Origin of the sequence: Microbacterium sp. TS-1 (assembly GCF_000509385.1) — a bacterium.
GTDB lineage: Bacteria > Actinomycetota > Actinomycetes > Actinomycetales > Microbacteriaceae > Microbacterium > Microbacterium arborescens.
Genome location: NZ_BASQ01000001.1, coordinates 1,744,808 through 1,762,973 on the forward strand (window position 1 = coordinate 1,744,808; position 18,166 = coordinate 1,762,973).

At 71.2% G+C, this 18,166-nt stretch carries 10 protein-coding genes; all 10 read right to left on the bottom strand.

Features of this window, described 5'->3' with window-relative positions; genetic code table 11:
• Positions 1-6 precede the first annotated feature (6 nt).
• The 10 genes from MTS1_RS08180 to MTS1_RS08225 all read right to left on the bottom strand — a co-directional run bounded on the left by MTS1_RS08180 (position 7) and on the right by MTS1_RS08225 (position 18,147).
• Entirely contained in the window at positions 7-1,671 is a 1,665-nt protein-coding gene (locus MTS1_RS08180) for a serine/threonine-protein kinase (protein ID WP_023952992.1), read from the bottom strand.
• Positions 1,668-2,975 carry an FHA domain-containing protein gene (locus tag MTS1_RS08185; RefSeq protein WP_023952993.1) on the bottom strand — a complete coding sequence of 436 codons (1,308 nt, stop codon included), beginning with the start codon at positions 2,973-2,975 and terminating at the stop codon, positions 1,668-1,670. The genes MTS1_RS08180 and MTS1_RS08185 overlap by 4 nt, the downstream gene beginning before the upstream one ends.
• Positions 2,975-3,790 (bottom strand): PP2C family serine/threonine-protein phosphatase, encoded by an 816-nt coding sequence (locus tag MTS1_RS08190; RefSeq protein WP_023952994.1) that lies wholly within the window; start codon positions 3,788-3,790, stop codon positions 2,975-2,977. Before MTS1_RS08190 ends, MTS1_RS08185 begins: the two co-directional genes overlap by 1 nt.
• A 5-nt stretch (positions 3,791-3,795) precedes the next feature.
• Positions 3,796-4,179, bottom strand: a complete 384-nt coding sequence (locus MTS1_RS08195; RefSeq protein WP_023952996.1) for an FHA domain-containing protein — start codon at positions 4,177-4,179, stop codon at positions 3,796-3,798.
• A complete protein-coding gene (locus MTS1_RS08200; protein ID WP_023952998.1) occupies positions 4,176-6,467 on the bottom strand; it encodes a transglutaminase-like domain-containing protein in 2,292 nt (763 codons plus the stop codon). Before MTS1_RS08200 ends, MTS1_RS08195 begins: the two co-directional genes overlap by 4 nt.
• A complete protein-coding gene (locus MTS1_RS08205) occupies positions 6,467-7,900 on the bottom strand; it encodes a DUF58 domain-containing protein (protein WP_023953000.1) in 1,434 nt (477 codons plus the stop codon). Before MTS1_RS08205 ends, MTS1_RS08200 begins: the two co-directional genes overlap by 1 nt.
• On the bottom strand, positions 7,900-8,871 hold the full coding sequence (locus tag MTS1_RS08210; RefSeq protein WP_023953002.1) for a MoxR family ATPase: 972 nt from the start codon (positions 8,869-8,871) through the stop codon (positions 7,900-7,902). The genes MTS1_RS08205 and MTS1_RS08210 overlap by 1 nt, the downstream gene beginning before the upstream one ends.
• Before the next feature lie 52 nt (positions 8,872-8,923).
• A complete protein-coding gene (locus MTS1_RS08215) occupies positions 8,924-14,992 on the bottom strand; it encodes an Ig-like domain-containing protein (protein WP_023953004.1) in 6,069 nt (2,022 codons plus the stop codon).
• A gap of 151 nt (positions 14,993-15,143) precedes the next feature.
• Complete coding sequence (locus MTS1_RS08220; RefSeq protein ID WP_023953006.1) at positions 15,144-17,519, bottom strand: excinuclease ABC subunit UvrA; 2,376 nt, start codon at positions 17,517-17,519, stop codon at positions 15,144-15,146.
• Positions 17,500-18,147, bottom strand: a complete 648-nt coding sequence (locus MTS1_RS08225; protein WP_023953008.1) for a DNA-3-methyladenine glycosylase I — start codon at positions 18,145-18,147, stop codon at positions 17,500-17,502. Before MTS1_RS08225 ends, MTS1_RS08220 begins: the two co-directional genes overlap by 20 nt.
• Positions 18,148-18,166 lie beyond the last annotated feature (19 nt).

Below are 18,166 nucleotides of genomic sequence, written 5' to 3' on the forward strand. Positions count from 1 at the left end.
GCGGCGTCAGGGCGTGCATCCCCGCACGGCATCGCCCGCTCCGCCGTTCGCGCGCACGAGCTGCACCTCGATGCAGGTCCGGCCCGACGGGTCGGCCGGCACGGTGACGGTCTCGTCCTCGACGCGCTGCGGTGCGCTCGCGCCGTCGAGCGTGACCGGGTACCAGAGGTACGAGTCGCCCTCGGCGGGGTTCGGGTTGGTCCACGTGAACGTGACGTCGGCACCCGCCGCAGCACCCGCGAGGTCGCCCACACGCGGCACGAAACCGGCGAGCGGGTCCTGCGGGGCGCTGGAGGGCGACTCGCTCGCCTGCGGCTCGGCAGGGGCAGACGGCTGGAGCATGCTCGCCACCACGACGAGGGCGACGACCAGCGCCGCGGCGACGCCGCCGAGGGCGATCCACAGCCAGGAGCGCGAGCGCCCCGGTGCAACATCCTCGGCCGTCCCGGCGGGGGTTCCCTCCCCCGGCGCGACGGCGTCCGGGCTCGTCACGCTCGCGGCCGCCGCGGACGCCGTCGCCCCGCGCTGCACCGTGTGATCGGCGGCCGGCTCGACCGTGCGGGGACGGCGGACGGTGGCGTCCTGCCCGGCACGCGCAGAGGGGCGCAGCACGGTCTCGTCGGGGGCCGCCGGCGCGAACGGCGATCCCGAGGCGGCCGGCGCGAACGGCGACGTCGCGGCCGCCCCGTCCTTGCGTCGCGTGGACCCGGCGGGAGGCGCCGTCGTCGGCTCGATGCTCACGATGCCGCGAACGCGAGTCAGCTCGCCGTCGGCATCCTCTTCTTCCTCGGCGTCGGGGGAATCGTCGAGGATGTCGATCGGCGTCACCGAATGGGCGAGCTCGATCTGAACGCGCTGCAGCGCACGGGCGAACGCCACCGCGCTGTCGAAGCGCGCCGCGGGACTCTTCGCCATCGCACGAGCGAGCGCCTGCTGCAGCGACGGCGGCACGTCGGCGCGGTCGAGCGGTTCGAGCGGTGCGGTCTCGATGCGCTGGATGAGATCGGCGGCGCCGTTGCGTCCGCCGGGCTGCTCGAAGGGCGAACGGCCCGCCAGCAGCGTGTAGATCGTGGCGCCGAGTGCGTAGACGTCCGAGCGCACGCCCGAGTCCATGCCCTCGCCGAACGCCTCGGGCGGCGACCAGGGGATCGACATGCCCGCGGTCTCATCGGCGCTGTCGGTCGTCGTCGCGATGCCGAAGTCGGTCAGCGCGGGGCGGTTGTACTCCGTCACGAGGATGTTGGCCGGCTTGATGTCGCGATGCAGGATGCCGGCACGGTGCGCCGTCTCGACCGCCGCCGCGACCTGGATGCCCACGCGCAGCGCCTCGGCCACCGAGAACGCCGCGGTGCGGTAGCGCACCTGCAGGTTCGGCCGCGGGCAGTTCTCCATCACGAGATACGGCCGCTGGTCGTCGGCGAGACCGGCCTGGTAGATCGTCACGATCGCGGGATGCGTCGACAGCATCGCCATGACGTTCGCCTCGGCGGTGAACTGCTCGACCGAGCCGCCCGCCATCCGCTCCGGCAGCAGCACCTTCACCGCGACCTTGCGCCGAGGCAGGTGCTGCTCGTACAGGTAGACGTCGGCGAAGCCGCCCGAACCGAGCAGCTCGAGGTAGGTGAACCCGGGCAGCTCGGGCGGCGGCGCCGGGGGCCGCTTTGCGCTCACGGCAGATCCTCGAAGGCGATCGTGACGCCGTCACCGATGTCGAGCACGTCACCCGAGACGACCATCGTCGGCTCGTTCGGATGCAGCCGCACCGGGTCGTTGCCGCCGCGCAGCAGCACCGAGCCGTTCGTCGTGTCGAGGTCGACCACGAGAACGTGCTCGCCCTCCGCCCGGATCTCCACGTGATTGCGCGAGATGTCCTGCTCGGGGCTCTCGACGGCGACGAGCGTGGGGAGCATGTCGCCCGTGGATCGCGACGACCGCGGGCGCCGTCCGACGATGACGGTGTTGTCGAGCTCGACGACCTGCCCGTCCGAGACACGGATGCGGCCCCGCGCGAGGCGACGAGCCGGGACGATCTCGGTCGACTCGTAGACCGCCGGCTCGCCCCGTCGCGCGCCGCGGATGTCGGCGACGGCGACGGTCTCGCCGTCGTGGTCGCCGGCCGGGCCGGCGGGAGAGGACACGACGGTGGCGTCATCGGCGGGAAGGGGCGCGTCGGCCGCGTCGGGCTGCTCGGAGGGCAGCGTCGGCCGGACCACCGTCTCTCCCCAGATCATCGCGTGCTCGTCGGCGGCGGCCGTGTCGCCGAGCGGGACGAACGTCTGCGCGCCGGGCGACTCGTCGAACGGGATGTCATCGTCCACCGGCCCTGCCTCGGCCTCTGGCTCGGGCTCGGGCTCGGCGACGATAGGCGGCTCGGGCTGCGGCTCGGCGGCGGATGCCGGCGCAGCGACCGGTACCGGCGTGGACACCGGAGGCGACGCGGACGCGGGGGGCTCTGCCGCGGGCGGCGCCGGCGCGGTCGGCGCTGCGACGAAGGGGCTCGCGGAGCGGACGCCCGGCCGGGCATCCGTCAGGTCGACGGTGACGGAGTCTGCCGCGACGACGCCCTCGACGAAGGGCAGCGACGCGGCCTCGTCGGCCGCCTCGGCGAAGAGAGCCGACGCGCGCCGGACACCCGGGATGTGACGTTCGACCCACGTCGAGACTCCCTGGCCCGAGACGGACAGCGGCCCGGACTCGGTCTCGACGACGAGCTCGACCGGCCCGCGCACCGCGACGCGGAGCCCGTCGCCCTCGACGATGGCCAGGATGAAGTCGGGGATAGCCGCCAGCGAGGTGCCGAACGCGCCGGTGAGGGCCTCGATGACGGCGCCGATGCCGCGTTCCGCGAGTCGGCGCCACACGGCCTCGACCGTCGGGATCGACACGTTCGCGGGCAGGGCGACGGCCGCTGCGGGCGCGAGTGCGACGCGCCAGTGCTCCGCGCCCGTCGCCGGAACGTAGCGGACCTCGACCATCAGGCTCTCCCCCCTGCGGCCGCTGCGCGCGGCCGGGTGTCTATGTCTGCGTCATCCGGCTGAGCGGACGGCACGGTGTCGTACACATCGTCACCGCCGTCGCCCAGCGCGTCGATGACGATGACCGTGACGTTGTCGCGACCACCGTGCAGCAACGCTTCGTGGACCAGTCGCTGCGCGGCATCCTGCGGTTCCGTCTCCTCGTCGAGGATACGGGCGATCCGCTCGTCGTCCAGCTCGGTCGACAGACCGTCCGAACAGACGAGGATGCGGTCGCCGCTCTCCGCGGGCAGCATCCAGAAATCCGCCTGCCCGACGCTGCCGGCCCCGAGCGCTCGGGTGATCTCGTTGCGCCGTGCGTGGCGCGCGGCGGTTTCGGCGTCCATCTGCCCCGAGTCGACCAGTTCCTGGACGACGGAGTGGTCGACGCTGATCTGCTCGAGGCGGCCGCGCGCCCACCGGTACGTGCGCGAGTCGCCGATGTTCAGCGTCAGCCAGTAGCCGGCGTCTCCGACACGGGTCAGCACGACCCCGGTCAAGGTCGTCCCGGCCGCGCGCTGGCCGGTGGCGAGGGCGTCGATGTTCGCCCGCGCCCGCTCGATGGCCGCCCGCACGTCCTGGTTCGTCACCACGGCGACGCCCACCAGAGGCTCGAACTCGGCCACCGCGGCCGCGCTCGCGCGCGCACCGGCCTCGTGCCCGCCCATGCCGTCGGCGACGACGAAGACGGGCGCTGCCGCGAGGTAGGAGTCCTCGTTCGCGCGCCCCCGCAGCCCGGCGTGCGTCGCGGCACCGTGTCCGACCCGTACCGACATGGGAGTCACCGCACGACCTGGACGACGAGCCACCGATCACCGAGGTCGAGCCGGTCACCGCTGCGGAGCACCGTCTGCGTGCCCGGCACCACGGGAACGCCGTCGCTTCCGCGGGTGACGACCACCCCGTTCGTCGACGCGCGATCGATGACGGCGAGACCGCCGGGCTCGAGGGGAACGAGTTCGAAGTGGGTTCGGGACAACGTCAGCGTCTCGTCGCGGAGCACGATCGCATCGGCCCCGGTGCCGCGATGAGGGTCGCGGCCGAAGACCGTTCGGCCGTACACGGCGGTGCGGGTGCCGTCATCCCACGTCAGCAGCGCACGCGCGCCGCTCCGGATGTCGGGAACCCCCGCGAGCGGCTCGGTGTCGAAGATCATCGCGCTCATGCGCTGCCTCCCCGGGCGCGCCGCGTCCGGCCCCGCAGCAACGACCGCAGGCTGAGGCGAGCGCGCAGCCGGCGCCACACCGACGCGCGACCGCTCATGCCGACGACGATCGCGTCGACCTCGCGCCAGAAGGCGTCGACGTCTTCGGCGGAGGGCTCGCCCGGTCCGAACACGCGCGCATCGGCCGACGTCGCGAGGGCGGTCACGTCGGGCTGGTCCATGGTGGCGGCGACGACCCGTGCGCTCTCGGTGCGCGTCGCACCCGAGGCGACCGGCGCATTGAGGTCGACCGCACGGTCGATCAGCTCGTCCCAGCCGCCGGAGATGCGGTCGGCGGGCTTGTCGGCGTTTCGCCGCTTCGTGCGTCGGGCGGTCTTGACGGCGCCCATGATCACGAACGGCGCGAAGATGATCGCCAGGACGCCGATGCCGATGCCGACCGGGGCGAGGATCGCGCCGATCCAGTCGAAGCCGGGGTCGTCCTCCTCCTCCTGGTCACGATCGTTGGCGATCGCGGGCGGCAGCTCGGCCGGCTCCTGGGCGGGAGGCGGCGGCTGCAGCACCTGCGGCTTGGGGTTGGCCCGCGGAGTCGTCGTCTGCTCGTTCGGCTCGTTGTCCTCGTCGGGCGTCGGGTCGAAGGGGATCCACCCGTACCCCTCGAACGCGACCTCGACCCACGCGTGAACGTTGTCGCCGGTCGCGGTGAACTCCCCGGCGGTGTCGCCCTCGTCGGGGTGCCACCCCATGACGACGCGCGCCGGAATGCCCAGCTGAGCCGACAGCAGGGCCATCGCGACGGCGTACTGCTCGTCGTCGCCGATGATCTCATCGCCGCCGAAGAAGCTGGTGATGCGCGCTGCGCCGTGACCGGAGGGCGAGTACGGGTCGTCTTCGAGCCCGTGACTGAAGTAGCCGTCGGTCGAGAGCCAGTCCGTCAGCGCGCGGACCTGCTTGATCGGCGTATCCGCGTCGCCGACGGCATCCGTGGCGATCTGCGACAGCCCGTCGGGGATGCCCTCCTGCTTCGGCATCTTCACGGGCGCGAACGCGACGTCGGCGAGCGCCTCGTCCGTCGGCAGCACGGGGAACACCGTGTCGACCGTGTAGGTCGTGCCCGGAGCGAGCCCCGCGGTGACGGCCGCCGTCCCCGTGGCGTCGTTGTAGTGGGCGGTGCGGCGCAGTTCGTCGGCGCGTTCGCCCTCGAACTCGATCGACCGCACGGCACCGGCGTCGGGCAGCCACACGCCGCGCAGCTCGTCGATCTCGAACTGCAGCTGACCGGGCACGCCCTCGGCGTCGGGCGACATGTTCGAGCGGAGCGGCGTGAACGAGCTCGACGATCCGGCGCCCTCGTCCGAGACGTTGAAGACGATGCCGTTGTAGGCGTCCATCGTCGCCAGGCGGATACGGCCGTCGTCGGGGAGACCCTGCACCGTGAACAGCGGCGTGTCCGCGTCATCGCGCACGAGACCGCGGAAGCCCTGCAACGGGCTCGGGTACTGCTTGACGTCGAAGGGCGGGATGACGATGTCGCGCAGCACGTACCGCGTCGACGGCGGACTCGCCACGGCGGCGGTCGCGACGCCGGCACCCACGGCGACGGCGACGACGGCGGTTCCCGAGATCAGGCGACGCAGGCGCGTGTGCCGGAGGGTCGCGGCATCCGAGGTCGCCGTCGGCTCGATGCGGACGGCGGCGTTGTCGGGGTCCCAGGCCTGCCGCAGCGCGAGCCACACCGAGGCGACCACGGCGAAGACGACGCCCTGGAGGACCGGGACGGCGGGTTCGGTCATCCCGAGCAGGATCTGCGCGACCAGGAACGCGGTCACGGGGATCAGGGCCCACGCCGCCTGGCGCAGGCGCAGCGCGAGAGAGGCCGTGAGGACGGTCGCGACGAGAGTGAGCAGGAACGGAACGATCAGGTGCCCGTCGTACGGCGCCACGGGAGCCACCGTCGTGAGCAGGCGCTTCCACGACTGCACCGAGCCGAGGGCGAGCTGCGTCCACGTATCGAGGGTCGGGATGACGCCGAACAGCGCGGTGTGCGGCAGCGCGAGAGCCCCGCCGAAGATGAAGTAGGCCGCGACGGTCAGGCCCGCCGTGGGCAGCACGCCCCAGCGGCGTCGCGCACACAGCCAGGCGATGCCGACGCCGATGACCAGCGCGCCGAATCCCGCGACGAGGTACGCGCCCCCGTCGAACGTCGGCCCGAAGCCGACGATCGCCACGGACAGCAGCAGCGCGACGGCGACGAGGTCGAGCACGAGCCGGCGGCGGACGGGCGACATCACGAGAGCACCTTCCGCATCGCGGGCGCGAGCTGGTCGAGCGCGCTGATGGAGATGACATCGGCGTCGCCGACGCGACGCAGCAGCGGCACGTCGGCCGAGCGGTCGGCGACGACGGCGAGAACCCGGACGCCCTGGGGCAGTCGCGAGCAGGCGAGCTTGAGCTCGGCGGGGTCGGCACCCGAGCCGCAGAAGAGGACGACGATGGCGATGCCGTGGGAGTTCATCGCGATCGTCCCGGCGAGGGCCACGATGCCCCCGTCGCGCTGACGCGAATGCTCGAGAGCCGACAGGTTGTCGAGCAGGCGACGGGGCCCCTCCGTGCGAAGCGGACCGCGCTGCGTGCGCGCCTCGAGCATGCGGGAATCGCGCAGCGCGCGCAGTCCGATCGAGCCGGCCGCGGAGATCGCGAGCTCGAACTCGTCGGGGTCGGCGTAGTCGCCCGCGTACGTCGAGAGGCCCAGCACGAAGTGCGACCGGCGCGTCTCTTCGTACTGACGCATCATCAGATTGCCGACGCGTGCGGTGGACTTCCAGTGCACGTGACGCAGGTCGTCACCGGGCTGGTACTCGCGCAAGGCGTGGAACGACACGTCGTCGGGAGCCAGCTGCGTCGAGGGCAGCCCTTCGAGGTCGCGCAGGCGCCCGAGCGAGAGCCCCTCGAGGGGGACGGTGCGCGGGTGCACGTAGAGGTCGACGGCTTGGCGGCGGTCGCTGCTGCGCTCGAAGAGTCCGAGCGGGTCGCCGCGGAGCACGCTGACCGGGCCGACCGCGAGCACCCCGCGGGCGGTGGTGGGGATCGCGAACAGCTCTTCGTGGGCGGCCTGGGGCGCGAGCCGCGGCACGTCGAACTCGCCGCGCCCCGACCCGACGGGCAGGACGACCCGCGACGGCAGGATCGAGCGCGACGTGCCGTTGACGAGGGTCAGTCCACCGATCGCGCGCTCGCCCACGACCACGTGGGTGCGCGTGAGATCGAGGTCGACGTCGTACGCCGTGCCGCCGAAGAGGAACGGCACGCTGATGACGACGATGGCGGTGAGGATGACGGCGGCGATGACCATCTCCTGCCAGCCGAAGCTGAGTGCGACGACCCACAGCAGCACGGTCGCGAACAGCAGCACCCAGCCCAGCGGGCGGACGGTGCGGGTGACCAGACGGATACCGCGCCGCGCGACCGCCCACCACGACTCGAGACGCTCCAGCCAGAGGACCAGCCGCGACGGCGTCTCCGCGTTGACGGGGGCGGCGTCGGCCGACAGGGTCGTCGTGCCCACCCGCAGGGTCGCGTCGGCGTCTCGGGTCGTGTCGCCGACGGTGCGGGAGTCCGCGGCGCCACCCGACGTGAGGTCGGCCGCGCTCTCACCGCTGCCAGCGCCTCGGCCCCGGCGCGGTCGGCGCGTCGGGGTCGAGGCGGCAGGGGGTGTGGCCATCAAGCGTCCGCCCGCGCGAGGGGGGCCTCGACGTCGGCGAGGGCGTTGTTCATGACGGTCTCGGCGGTCGTGCCGGTGAACTCCGCCTCGGGGTCGAGCACGAGACGGTGGGCCCACACCGGCAGCGCGAGCAGCTTGATGTCGTCGGGCACGACGTAGTGGCGCCCCTGCGCGGCCGCGTACACCTTGGCGATACGGATCATCGCGATGGCGCCGCGCACCGAGACGCCGAGGCGCGTCGCCGACGCTTCGCGCGTGGCCTCGACGATCTGCGCGGCGTACCGTGCGACGACCGGGTCGATGTGGACGGTCGCGGCGAGGTCGGCCATCTCGCCCACTGCGCGCGTGGTGATGACAGGCTTGAGGCTGGCCGACGGGTTGCGGTCGACGGCGCCGACGAGGATGCGCTCCGAGACCGCCAGGGTCGGGTAGCCGATCGACGTCTTGATCATGAAGCGGTCGAGCTGGGCCTCCGGCAGCTTGTACGTACCCGCCTGCTCGATCGGGTTCTGCGTCGCGATGACGAGGAACGGGCGCCCGACCTCGTGCGCGACGCCGTCGACGGTCACCCGCGACTCCTCCATCACCTCGAGCAGCGCCGACTGCGTCTTCGGCGAGGCACGGTTGATCTCGTCGGCCAGGACGATCGAGGCGAAGACGGGTCCGCGGTGGAACTCGAAGCGCTTGTTCGCCTGGTCGTAGATCGTCACACCGGTGACGTCGGAGGGCAGCAGGTCGGGCGTGAACTGGATGCGCGTCGAGGTGCCCTGCACACTCGCCGCGATCGCCTTGGCCAGACTCGTCTTGCCCGTACCCGGTGCATCCTCCAGCAGCACGTGCCCCTCGGCGATCATCGCCGACAGCACGAGGGCGACGACCTCGCGCTTGCCGAGGAGGGCGGCGTCGACGTTGTCGATCAGGCGCGCGAAGGTGTCGCGGAACCACGCTGCCTGCTCGGGTGTCATGCTCATTCGTTCGTTCTCGTTCCTCGTGATGAGTGGATGCCGGGGGCGGATGCGGGCGCTACCAGCGCGTCGTACTGGTTCGACCCCAGCCGATGATCTCGGCGGAGATGTCGCGGCCGTCGGCGCCGATCCAGCAGTCGAGCTGGATCGAGCCGTTGGCCGGTACGTCGTACGACGACGGGTAGGTGTTGAACTTCCGGTTGCCGTCGTAGCAGTCGATGCGGTAGTTGCCCGCGGGGAAGTCCTGCGTGTTCACCTTCAGGTGGAAGCAGCCGTTGACGCAGCCGCCGACCGGTGAGCCCTTCTCGACCGACGCGCGTGGCTGCGGCGGGGGCGGCGGGTTGGGTGTCGTCACGCTCGCCGAGGCCTCGCGTGCCTCGCTGCCGGCGGCGCTCACGCGCACCCGGATGGTCTGCGTGCTGCTGTAGCCCGCATCCCGGCTGTTCGATCCGCTCGCGTCCACACGCTGCCAGCCGCCGCCGTTGATGCTGATCTCCGTGGTGATGTCGCGCCCGTTGCGTGCCGGCGAAGACCACGACAGCGTGACGCGGTTGCCGTCGCGGGTGGCGTTCGCCGACGGGTTGCCGATCTGGCCGTAGGGTGCGACCTGGTTGGATGCGGCCGAGGGCTCGCCCTCGTACCGCGATCCGTCGGCTGTGGCCACGGCACGGACGCGCACGGTGTAGGTGCCGTTGTTGTTGACCTGGCCGTTGCCGATCGTGCCCGATCCGCCGTTGCCGCCGCCGATCCAGTCGCTGCGCCAGCCGCCGTTGTTGACGGAGTACTGGTAGCTGACCTCACCCGGGTTCGCGCCGTTGAGCGGCCCGGCCGTCCACGACACGGTGACGCGGTTGTCGCCTTCGCTCGCGCTGATTCCGGTCGGGGCACCGGGAGGTGTGAAGGCGCGTCGAGGTGCGGATGCCGCGCTCCATTCGCCCCAGCCCGCCTTGTTCTGGGCGCGGACGACGAACGTGTAGTCGGTCGTCGAGGTGTCGACGGTCACGGCCTGGCTCGTCTGGCCGGCGGGCACGCTGATGGTGTCGACGGTCGCGCCGCCGCGGCGGACTTGCAGCTGGTACCCCGCGATCGCGTCGCCGTTGTTCGCCGGCTGGTTCCAGCTCACCTGCATCTGCGAGCGGTTGCCCACCGGGTTGAGGCGCTGGGTCGACGGCGCGCCGGGAGCATCCGGCTTGCCGGCGGGCACCATCGCCTGCGACCAGACGCTCCAGCTCGACGGCTCGGGCGCGCGGTTGTGGGCACGGACGCGCACCTGGTACTGCACACCGTTCTGCAGGCCGTCCCACGTGATCCGGGTTCCGGTCACGCCGGTCTTCTCGGCGACACCCGACGGCGGCGCCGGCGAGATCTGCAGGCTGTAGCTCTCGACGGGCGAGCCCTCCGTGCGAGGAACCGTCCACGACACGTCCAGACTGCGGTCGCCGAAGGCGAGACTCGGCGGGTTCGGGGTGTCGGGCCGCTGGTCGGGACGCGCGGTCTCGGACGGCAGCGACGGGTCGGACTCGCCGACGCGGTTGGTCGCGGTGACGACGAAGTTGTATTCGACGTTGTTGGTCAGCCCGTCGAGCGTGCACGTCGTCGAACGGCATTCGCGGGTGTACGAGCCGGCGGTCGAGCGTACGGTGTAGCCCGTGATCGAGGCGCCGTTGTCGACGGGCGGCGACCACGACATCACGACCGTGCGGCTCTCGACGCTCGTCACTGTCGGCTTGCCCGGGGCATCCGGTCGCCCCTGCACCGTGATGCGGATCTGGCCCTCGACCTCGCGGTCGGGGTCGCCGGTCGCATCCTGAATCCGGTAGCGCACGACGAGGGTTCCCACGAAGTCGGCGCGGCTGGTGACCTCGACGCGGTCGCCGGCGACGGTCGCCGAGGCTCCCGAGGTCTCGGTGAACGCGCCCACGATCTTCAGCGGCGTGCCGGGGAAGGGGTTCACGTCGTTGTCGAGCACGGCAACCGAGATGGTCTCGCCCTGGTCGGCCTGCTCGATGACGTCGGCGTTCGCCGTAGCGAGGGGGCGGGTCGAGGCGGTGACGGTGACCGTGATCGTCGCCGTCACCGGGTCGGACTCGCCGTCGGTGACGCTCACCTGCACGGGGAGGGACGTTCCCTTGGCGACGTCGGTGCTCGCCTCGACCGACAGCACGGACCCGTCGACGCGCGCCGTGAGCCCGTCGGGCGCACTGCCGACGACCGCGAATCGCAGCTTCTCGGCATCGCCCGGATCGGGGTCGGTCGCCAGCGCGGCCAGATCGAGGGTCCGGGCGTCCTCGCCCTGCGCGACCTCCATCTGCGCGCCGATCATGCTCGGCGGCCGGTTGTCGGGAGGCGTGACGGTGATGGGGATCATCAGGGTCGCCTTGCGGCCCTCGGGATCGTCGGGCCCCGAGCCGTCGGTGACCTCGAAGGTCAGGGCGTCCTGACCGAAGTAGTCGGCGGCGGAGGTGTACTGGAGAGTCCGCTCGTCCTTGACGAGGGATGCACCGTTCGAATGGGCCGCCGTGACCTTCTCGGCCTCGGTGATGACGACGTCGCGCCCGCCCGAGGCGCGCACGTACTCCGACAGCGGCAGGTCGACGGTCTCACCGCTCTGGACGACGAGCGCCTCGGTCGAGATCAGGCTCGGCGGAAGCTCGGCGAGCGAGGGCACGTGGATGAAGGCGGCCGCGGTGAGCTCGTCCTCGTCGGTGATGAAGTAGGTGATGAGCTGGCGCTCGTCGGTCAGCGGCACCGACACCGTGCCGTTCGGGCGCACGGTGGCGTTCTCGCCGCCGGCGCCGAGCGTCACGCGCAAGGCGCTGCGCGTGCCGTCGGGGTCGTCGTCGTTGTCGAGCACCGCGACCTCGGCCACGCCGTTCTCGTCGACGTCCTCGGCGCGCACGCGGTCGTCGCGGGCGATGGGGCGCTGCAGCGGCACGTCGGGGTCGACGGTGATCTGCACGGGGGCCGTCGCGGTCAGCCCGCGAGCGTCCTCGATCGTGTACTGGATGCTGGTGTTCATCGGCGCGTCGGGCGCGGTGATGACGATCTGCTCGCCCGACACCTCGGCCGAGAGACCGTCGACGTCCGGCACCTCGAGAGCGTCGGCGGCGAAGCCGAACTGGTCGCCGTCGGGATCGGAGTCGTTCTCGAGGACCGAGACCGCCACCTGACGCCCGGGCCGCATGATCACGGCATCCTTCACGGCGTACGGCGCCTGGTTGGTCGTCTCGGGAGGGGCGATGCCGACCTGGATGCGGGCGGTGCCCTCCTTGCCGAGGCGGTCACGCACTCGGTAGGTGAACGAGTCCGAGCCGACGCTCGTGTCGAACGCCTCGTAGACGAACGTGTTGGAGCCGGTCTCGACGATGCGGCCCTTGCTCGGCGAGCTCGCGATGCCGAGCAATTCGACCGAGTCGCCGTCCTCGTCGATGCCGTCGAGCGGCACCGGGATCGTGACCTCCGATCCGCTGAGCGTGCGTGCGGTGAGGTCGCGGGGACGCGGGGCGGCGTTAGCGTCATCCTGCCGCGGCAGGATCTGGATCGTCACGTACGCGCCGGCACGCTGACCCGAGCTGTCGACCGCCTCGTACGTGGCGTTGACGGTCTTGGGCTCGTCGCCGGCGCGGAACCGGAGCTTGTCCTCCGAGACGAACACCTGGCCGTCGGCCTCGTCGACGAGCGGCGGCACGAGCTCGGGAGACACGTGCAGAGTGTCGCCGTTGGGGTGGGTGTCGTTGGCGAGCACGTCGATCGTGACGACGTCGCCGACACGAACGACCGCCGTGTCGTTGTTCGCGACCGGTGGCCGCAGCCGGTCGGGTGCGGGGATCGGGATGACGACGATCTCACCCGTGGCGGACTGATCGCCGTTGGAGATCGTGTACGACACCCGGGTCTGCTCGCTGAGCGAGCCCTGATCGGTGATGCGGACGGTCTCGTGGCCGAGCACCGCTGCCGTGACGCCGCCGTCGGGGTCGGCCGTCACCGACTGGACGACGAGGATGCCGCCGGCCGGGTCGGTGTCGTTGCCCAGGACGTTGACGAGCACGTCGCCGCCGGTCGGCAGCAGCGCGACGTCTCGCACCGCGACGGGCGGGAGATTGGTGTCCGCCGCCGGCAGAACATCGACCCGCACGAGCCCTGGGACGCTGTTCGGGCCTGCCGACACGAGGTAGTCGACGTAGTAGGTGTTGACGGCGTCGGAGGTGAAGGTGAAGGTCTGCTCGGCGAAGTCAGGCTGGATCGTCGCACCCTCGACCTCGTCGACGCGCGTCAGACGCAGCGGCTCGCGGCCGGCGCTCGTGTCGTTCGAGAGAGGCGAAACGGTGACGGACTGGCCGACGCGGGTCACGACGTGATCGGCGTTGGTCACGGGGACCGTCGTCCCGGGAGGACGGACGTCGATGCGGAGCACCCCGGCGCCGTCGTCCGTTCCGTCGGACACGATGATGGGCACGTCCTTGCGGCCCTGCACCGCGCCGATGGCGCGGTAGGTGATCTGACCGTCGGACGTGAAGTCGGCCTCGTCGCCGCCGTCGGGCTGGACCGACTTGAGGAAGATGTCGTCGCCGTCCGGGTCGATCCACTCGCTCAGCACGTTGTACGACGTGGTGCCGCCGGCCTCGACGGTGACCGGCGTGACGCGCTGCTGGACCGGCGGTGAGTTCTCGTCGTCACCGCGCACCGAGAGCCGGACGGTGGCCGAGGCCTCGCCGCCCCGGCCGTCATCGGCGGTGTAGGTGAACGACGTCGACCCCGACGCGTCGTCGGGCACGGCGATCTGTAGGGCGCCGCCGTTCTGAATCTGCGAGATCTCACCGAACGCGGGATCGCTCGTGGCCTCGGCGACGAGCACGTCGCCGTCGGCATCGGTGTCGTTGAAGAGGACGGGGAGAACGGTCGTGCGACCGGGGCGCACACCGAACGAGTCGTCGACGGCGATCGGCGGCGTGTTCTCGTCGGTGCGCTCGGGCAGGGCGGTCTCGACCGTCTCCTCGGTCGTCTCCTGCTCCTCGTCACCGGTGCCTTCGGGCGGGGTGATGTCGGTCCAGTTGTCGACGCGCTGCATGTTCTCGCTCGCCAGCCAGGCCGCGCCGCCGAACACGTCGTTGAGCACGACGACATCGCGGTTCACGCGGAACTCCAGTTTCGCGGCGGGATCGATGCCCTCGATCTCCTGCACCACATCGTCGGCGTCGTTCGCGCAGTCGCGCACGAACACTCCCGATCCCGACCACGCCCCGTAGGCGCAGCCGCCGACGTACACGGGATCGGCGGGGGTGCCCTCGGCGCCGGCCTCGATCGTCGTCGTCTGTCCGCCGGGCTGCACGCGCAACAGCGCGCTGCGCGTGCTGACGGTGAGGGTCTCGGCGGAGTTGGACGGACGCTGCAGCAGCGCATCGGCGGGAAGATCGGTCTGCGATCCGTCGCCGCCATAGAGCACGTTCGTCTCCCGGTCGAGGACGAACGGGGTCTGCCCGAGCGACGTGATCGCGAGTTCGTGATCCTCGGCGATGCCCTCGAGGCTCCGCTCGGCGGTCTGCGCGACAGTGCCGTCGCCGATCGGCGCGTACGCGTAGAGCGAGGCGCCCGCCGCGGACGCCGCGTAGATCGTGCCATCGGTGCCGACGGTCGCCGTGGCGTTCTCACCGAGCTCGGCGATCGGCTCGTTGCCCTCGAAGCTGAAGCCGTTCACACCCGCGAACTGCACGGTGCGCAGGTCTCCGGCCGCGTCGAGCACCGAGACGGTGTCGGAGCCGAGCGCGATCTGCGCTCCCGGCTGCACCTCGGCGGTGCCCGACAGCACGACCTTCGCGGGATCCACGGCCGACATCGCCGACCCGTCGGCGTCGACCACGACGACGCGGGGGCCCGACTGGAGCACGTCGTACTCGGCGGAGGTCGTGCGCAGGCTGCCGTCGAGCACGCGGGACTCATTGTTGTAGTGCCCCACGAGCAGGCTCGACTGCTTGGTCACCCACACGCCGCCGTCGTGGAGGTCGACCTCGGTCGTGGGCTCGCCCTCGTACGCGACGGCGAGGGTTCCGATCGTCAGCGCCGCGACGGTGACGATACCGGCGGAGAGGAACGTCCGCGGGCGTGCGCGCAGCCACGAGGTCGACGTCATTGGGCTCGGCTCCCCCCGGGGCGACGGTGATGGGCCCGGCTTCCGGGCTCGCACTGGTTGAACTGCGGAACCACCCTATGTCAGGAGGGATGCGGGATTTGTCGGTTGACATGGGGAGTTCTCCCCATGTCGACCGTCTCTAAGGTGTGCATCATCGGTCCGACCCCGCGCTCGTCCCGACGTACCGGCGCAGATGCTCGGCCGTGAGGGTGTCGCCACCGGCGACGAGGTCGGCGGGCGACCCCTCGAACACGATCCGCCCGCCGTCGCGCCCGGCGCCGGGACCGATGTCGATGATGTGATCGGCGTGCGCCATGAGCGCCTGGTGGTGCTCGATGACGATGACGGAGTTCCCGGCGTCGACGAGGCGGTCAAGCAGCGCGAGAAGGTTGTCGACGTCTGCCAGGTGCAGGCCCGTCGTGGGCTCGTCGAGGATGTAGACCGAGCCGGACGTCGCCATCGAGATGGCGAGCTTCAACCGCTGCCGCTCGCCGCCGGAGAGCGTGCTGAGCGCCTGCCCCAGCGTGATGTACCCGAGGCCCACGTCAATGAGACGCGAGAGGATGCCGCCCGCCACGCGCGCCGGCAACGCCTCCGCGGCCTCCGCCGCGCTCAGCGCGAGCACGTCCGCGATGGTGCGCCCGTCGAGGGTGTACCGAAGCACCTCGGGGCTGAACCCCGATCCCCGGCAGACGTCGCACTCCGTCTCGACGGACGCGGTGATCCCGAGCTTCGTCACGATGACGCCGAGTCCCTTGCAGGCCGGGCACGCACCCTGCGAGTTGGCGCTGAAGAGAGCCGGCTTGACCCCGTTCGCCTTCGCGAACGCCGAGCGGATCGGATCGAGCAGTCCCGTGTAGGTCGCCGGGCTGCTGCGGCGATTGCCGCGAATGGGCGACTGATCGACGACGACGACCCCCTCCCGCCCCGCGAGGCTGCCGTGGATGAGCGACGACTTGCCCGAGCCGGCCACCCCGGTGACGACGGTGAGGGCCCCGAGGGGGATGTCGACGTCGACCGACCTGAGGTTGTTGGCGGTCGCGCCTCGGATCTCGAGGACGCCGGAGACCGAGCGCACCGCTGGCTTCAGCTGCGCCCGGTGATCGAGGTGCCGGCCGGTCAGCGTGTCGGAGGCCCGCAGCTCGGCGACCGTTCCCGTGAACTGGACCCGCCCGCCGTGGCGACCCGCGCCCGGCCCGAGGTCGATGACGTGATCGGCGATCTCGATGACCTCCGGCTTGTGCTCGACGACGAGCACCGTGTTGCCTTTGTCGCGCAGGCCGCGAAGCAGGTCGTTCATCCGCTGGATGTCGTGCGGGTGCAGTCCTGCCGTGGGCTCGTCGAACACGTAGGTGACGTCGGTCAGGCTCGATCCGAGATGCCGGATCATCTTCGTCCGTTGAGCCTCGCCGCCCGACAGGGTGCCCGACGACCGATCGAGCGAGAGGTATCCCAGCCCGATGTCGATGAAGGACTGCACGGTGCCGCGCAACCCCGCGAGCAGCGGCTCGACACCCGGCGCGTCGATCGATGCGAGCCACGCGGCGAGGTCGGTGATCTGCATGGCCGCGGCGTCGGCGATGCTCGCCCCGGCGATCTTCGCCGACCGCGCGCCGGCGTTGAGCCTCGTTCCATCGCATGCCGGACAGGGCATGAACTTCACCGCGCGCTCGACGAAGGCCCGCACATGCGGCTGCAACGCGTCGCGATCCTTCTGCAGCATCGACTTCGTGACGCGGGGCACGAGCCCCTCGTAGGTCATGTTGATGCTCTGGATCTTGATCTTGGTCGGCTCTTTGTAGAGGAAGTCCGCGAGTTCGGCATCCGTGTAGTCGGCGACGGGCTTGTCGGGGTCGAGCAGCCCCGACTCGCTGTACCCGCGCACCATCCAGCCGTCGGCGCTGTATCCGGGAACGCGGATGGCCCCTTCGTTGAGCGACTTCGACCGGTCGACCAGTTCGTCGATGTCGATGTCGCTGACCTCGCCGAGGCCCTCGCAGTCGGGACACATGCCGCCCGTCACCTGAAAGGAGCGTCGTTCCGCCCGGCCCGCGTCGCCTCCGACCGCGACCGTGATCTCGCCCGCCCCCGACACCGACGGGACATTGAACGAGAAGGCCTGCGGTGAGCCGACGAACGGTTCGCCGATGCGGCTGAACAGCACGCGCAGCATGGCGTGCACGTCGGTCGCCGTGCCCACGGTCGAGCGGGCGTTCGCTCCCATCCGCTCCTGGTCGACGATGATCGCGGGGCTGATGTTCTCGAGCGCGTCGACCTCGGGCCGTGCGATCTGCGCCATGAACTGCTGGACGAACGTCGGATAGGTCTCGTTGATCAGCCGCCGGGACTCGGCGGCGATCGTGCCGAACACGAGCGACGACTTGCCCGAGCCGCTCACCCCGGTGAAGACGGTGAGGCGTCGCTTCGGGACGTCGAGATCGACGCCGTCCAGGTTGTTCTCGCGGGCGCCGCGCACGCGGATGACCTCGTGCGAATCGGCGGCGTTCTCAGCGGATGCGGCGGCCATCGGACATCCTCTCGGTGCGGACCTCCCCATTGTGGGGCTCGACGGCGTGCGAGGCGAGAGCTCGATGGCATCCGACGACGTGGTCGTCGACCATGCCGGCCGACTGCATGAGCGCGTACATCGTCGTCGGCCCGACGAATCGGAAGCCGCGGCGGCGCAGGGCCTTGCTCATCGCCTCCGACTCGGCCGTCACCGCCGGCACCTCGGCGAGTGTCGCCGGACGGGGCCGCGGCACGGCGGGCGCGAAAGACCACATCAGCTCGTCGAACTCGCCGTCGGCGACGTCGAGCAGCAGCCTCGCGTTCGAGATGGTGGCCTCGATCTTCGCCCTATTGCGGATGATGCCGGCATCCGCCATCAGGGCTGCGATCTCGGTCGATCCGAATGCGGCGACCCGCGCCGGCTCGAACCCCGCGAACACCTCGCGGAAACGGGGGCGTTTGCGGAGGATCGTGATCCAGCTCAGTCCCGCTTGGAACCCCTCGAGGCTCAGCTTCTCGAACAGTGCGCGATCGCCGTGGAGCGGGCGCCCCCACTCCTCGTCGTGGTAGCGCCGGTACTCGGCGTCATCCCCCACCCAGCCGCAGCGAGCGAGGCCGTCGGGTCCGGTGATGAGGTCGTGCACCATCCCGTCAGGCTAGCGAGCC

Bases quoted from the DNA above. Each gene is read 5' to 3' on its own strand.
- MTS1_RS08185 (WP_023952993.1), bottom strand. From the start codon at position 2,975: ATGGTCGAGGTCCGCTACGTTCCGGCGACGGGCGCGGAGCACTGGCGC.
- MTS1_RS08215 (WP_023953004.1), bottom strand. From the start codon at position 14,992: ATGACGTCGACCTCGTGGCTGCGCGCACGCCCGCGGACGTTCCTCTCC.
- MTS1_RS08195 (WP_023952996.1), bottom strand. From the start codon at position 4,179: ATGAGCGCGATGATCTTCGACACCGAGCCGCTCGCGGGGGTTCCCGAC.
- MTS1_RS08225 (WP_023953008.1), bottom strand. From the start codon at position 18,147: ATGGTGCACGACCTCATCACCGGACCCGACGGCCTCGCTCGCTGCGGC.
- MTS1_RS08190 (WP_023952994.1), bottom strand. From the start codon at position 3,790: ATGTCGGTACGGGTCGGACACGGTGCCGCGACGCACGCCGGGCTGCGG.
- MTS1_RS08210 (WP_023953002.1), bottom strand. From the start codon at position 8,871: ATGAGCATGACACCCGAGCAGGCAGCGTGGTTCCGCGACACCTTCGCG.
- MTS1_RS08200 (WP_023952998.1), bottom strand. From the start codon at position 6,467: ATGTCGCCCGTCCGCCGCCGGCTCGTGCTCGACCTCGTCGCCGTCGCG.
- MTS1_RS08205 (WP_023953000.1), bottom strand. From the start codon at position 7,900: ATGGCCACACCCCCTGCCGCCTCGACCCCGACGCGCCGACCGCGCCGG.
- MTS1_RS08220 (WP_023953006.1), bottom strand. From the start codon at position 17,519: ATGGCCGCCGCATCCGCTGAGAACGCCGCCGATTCGCACGAGGTCATC.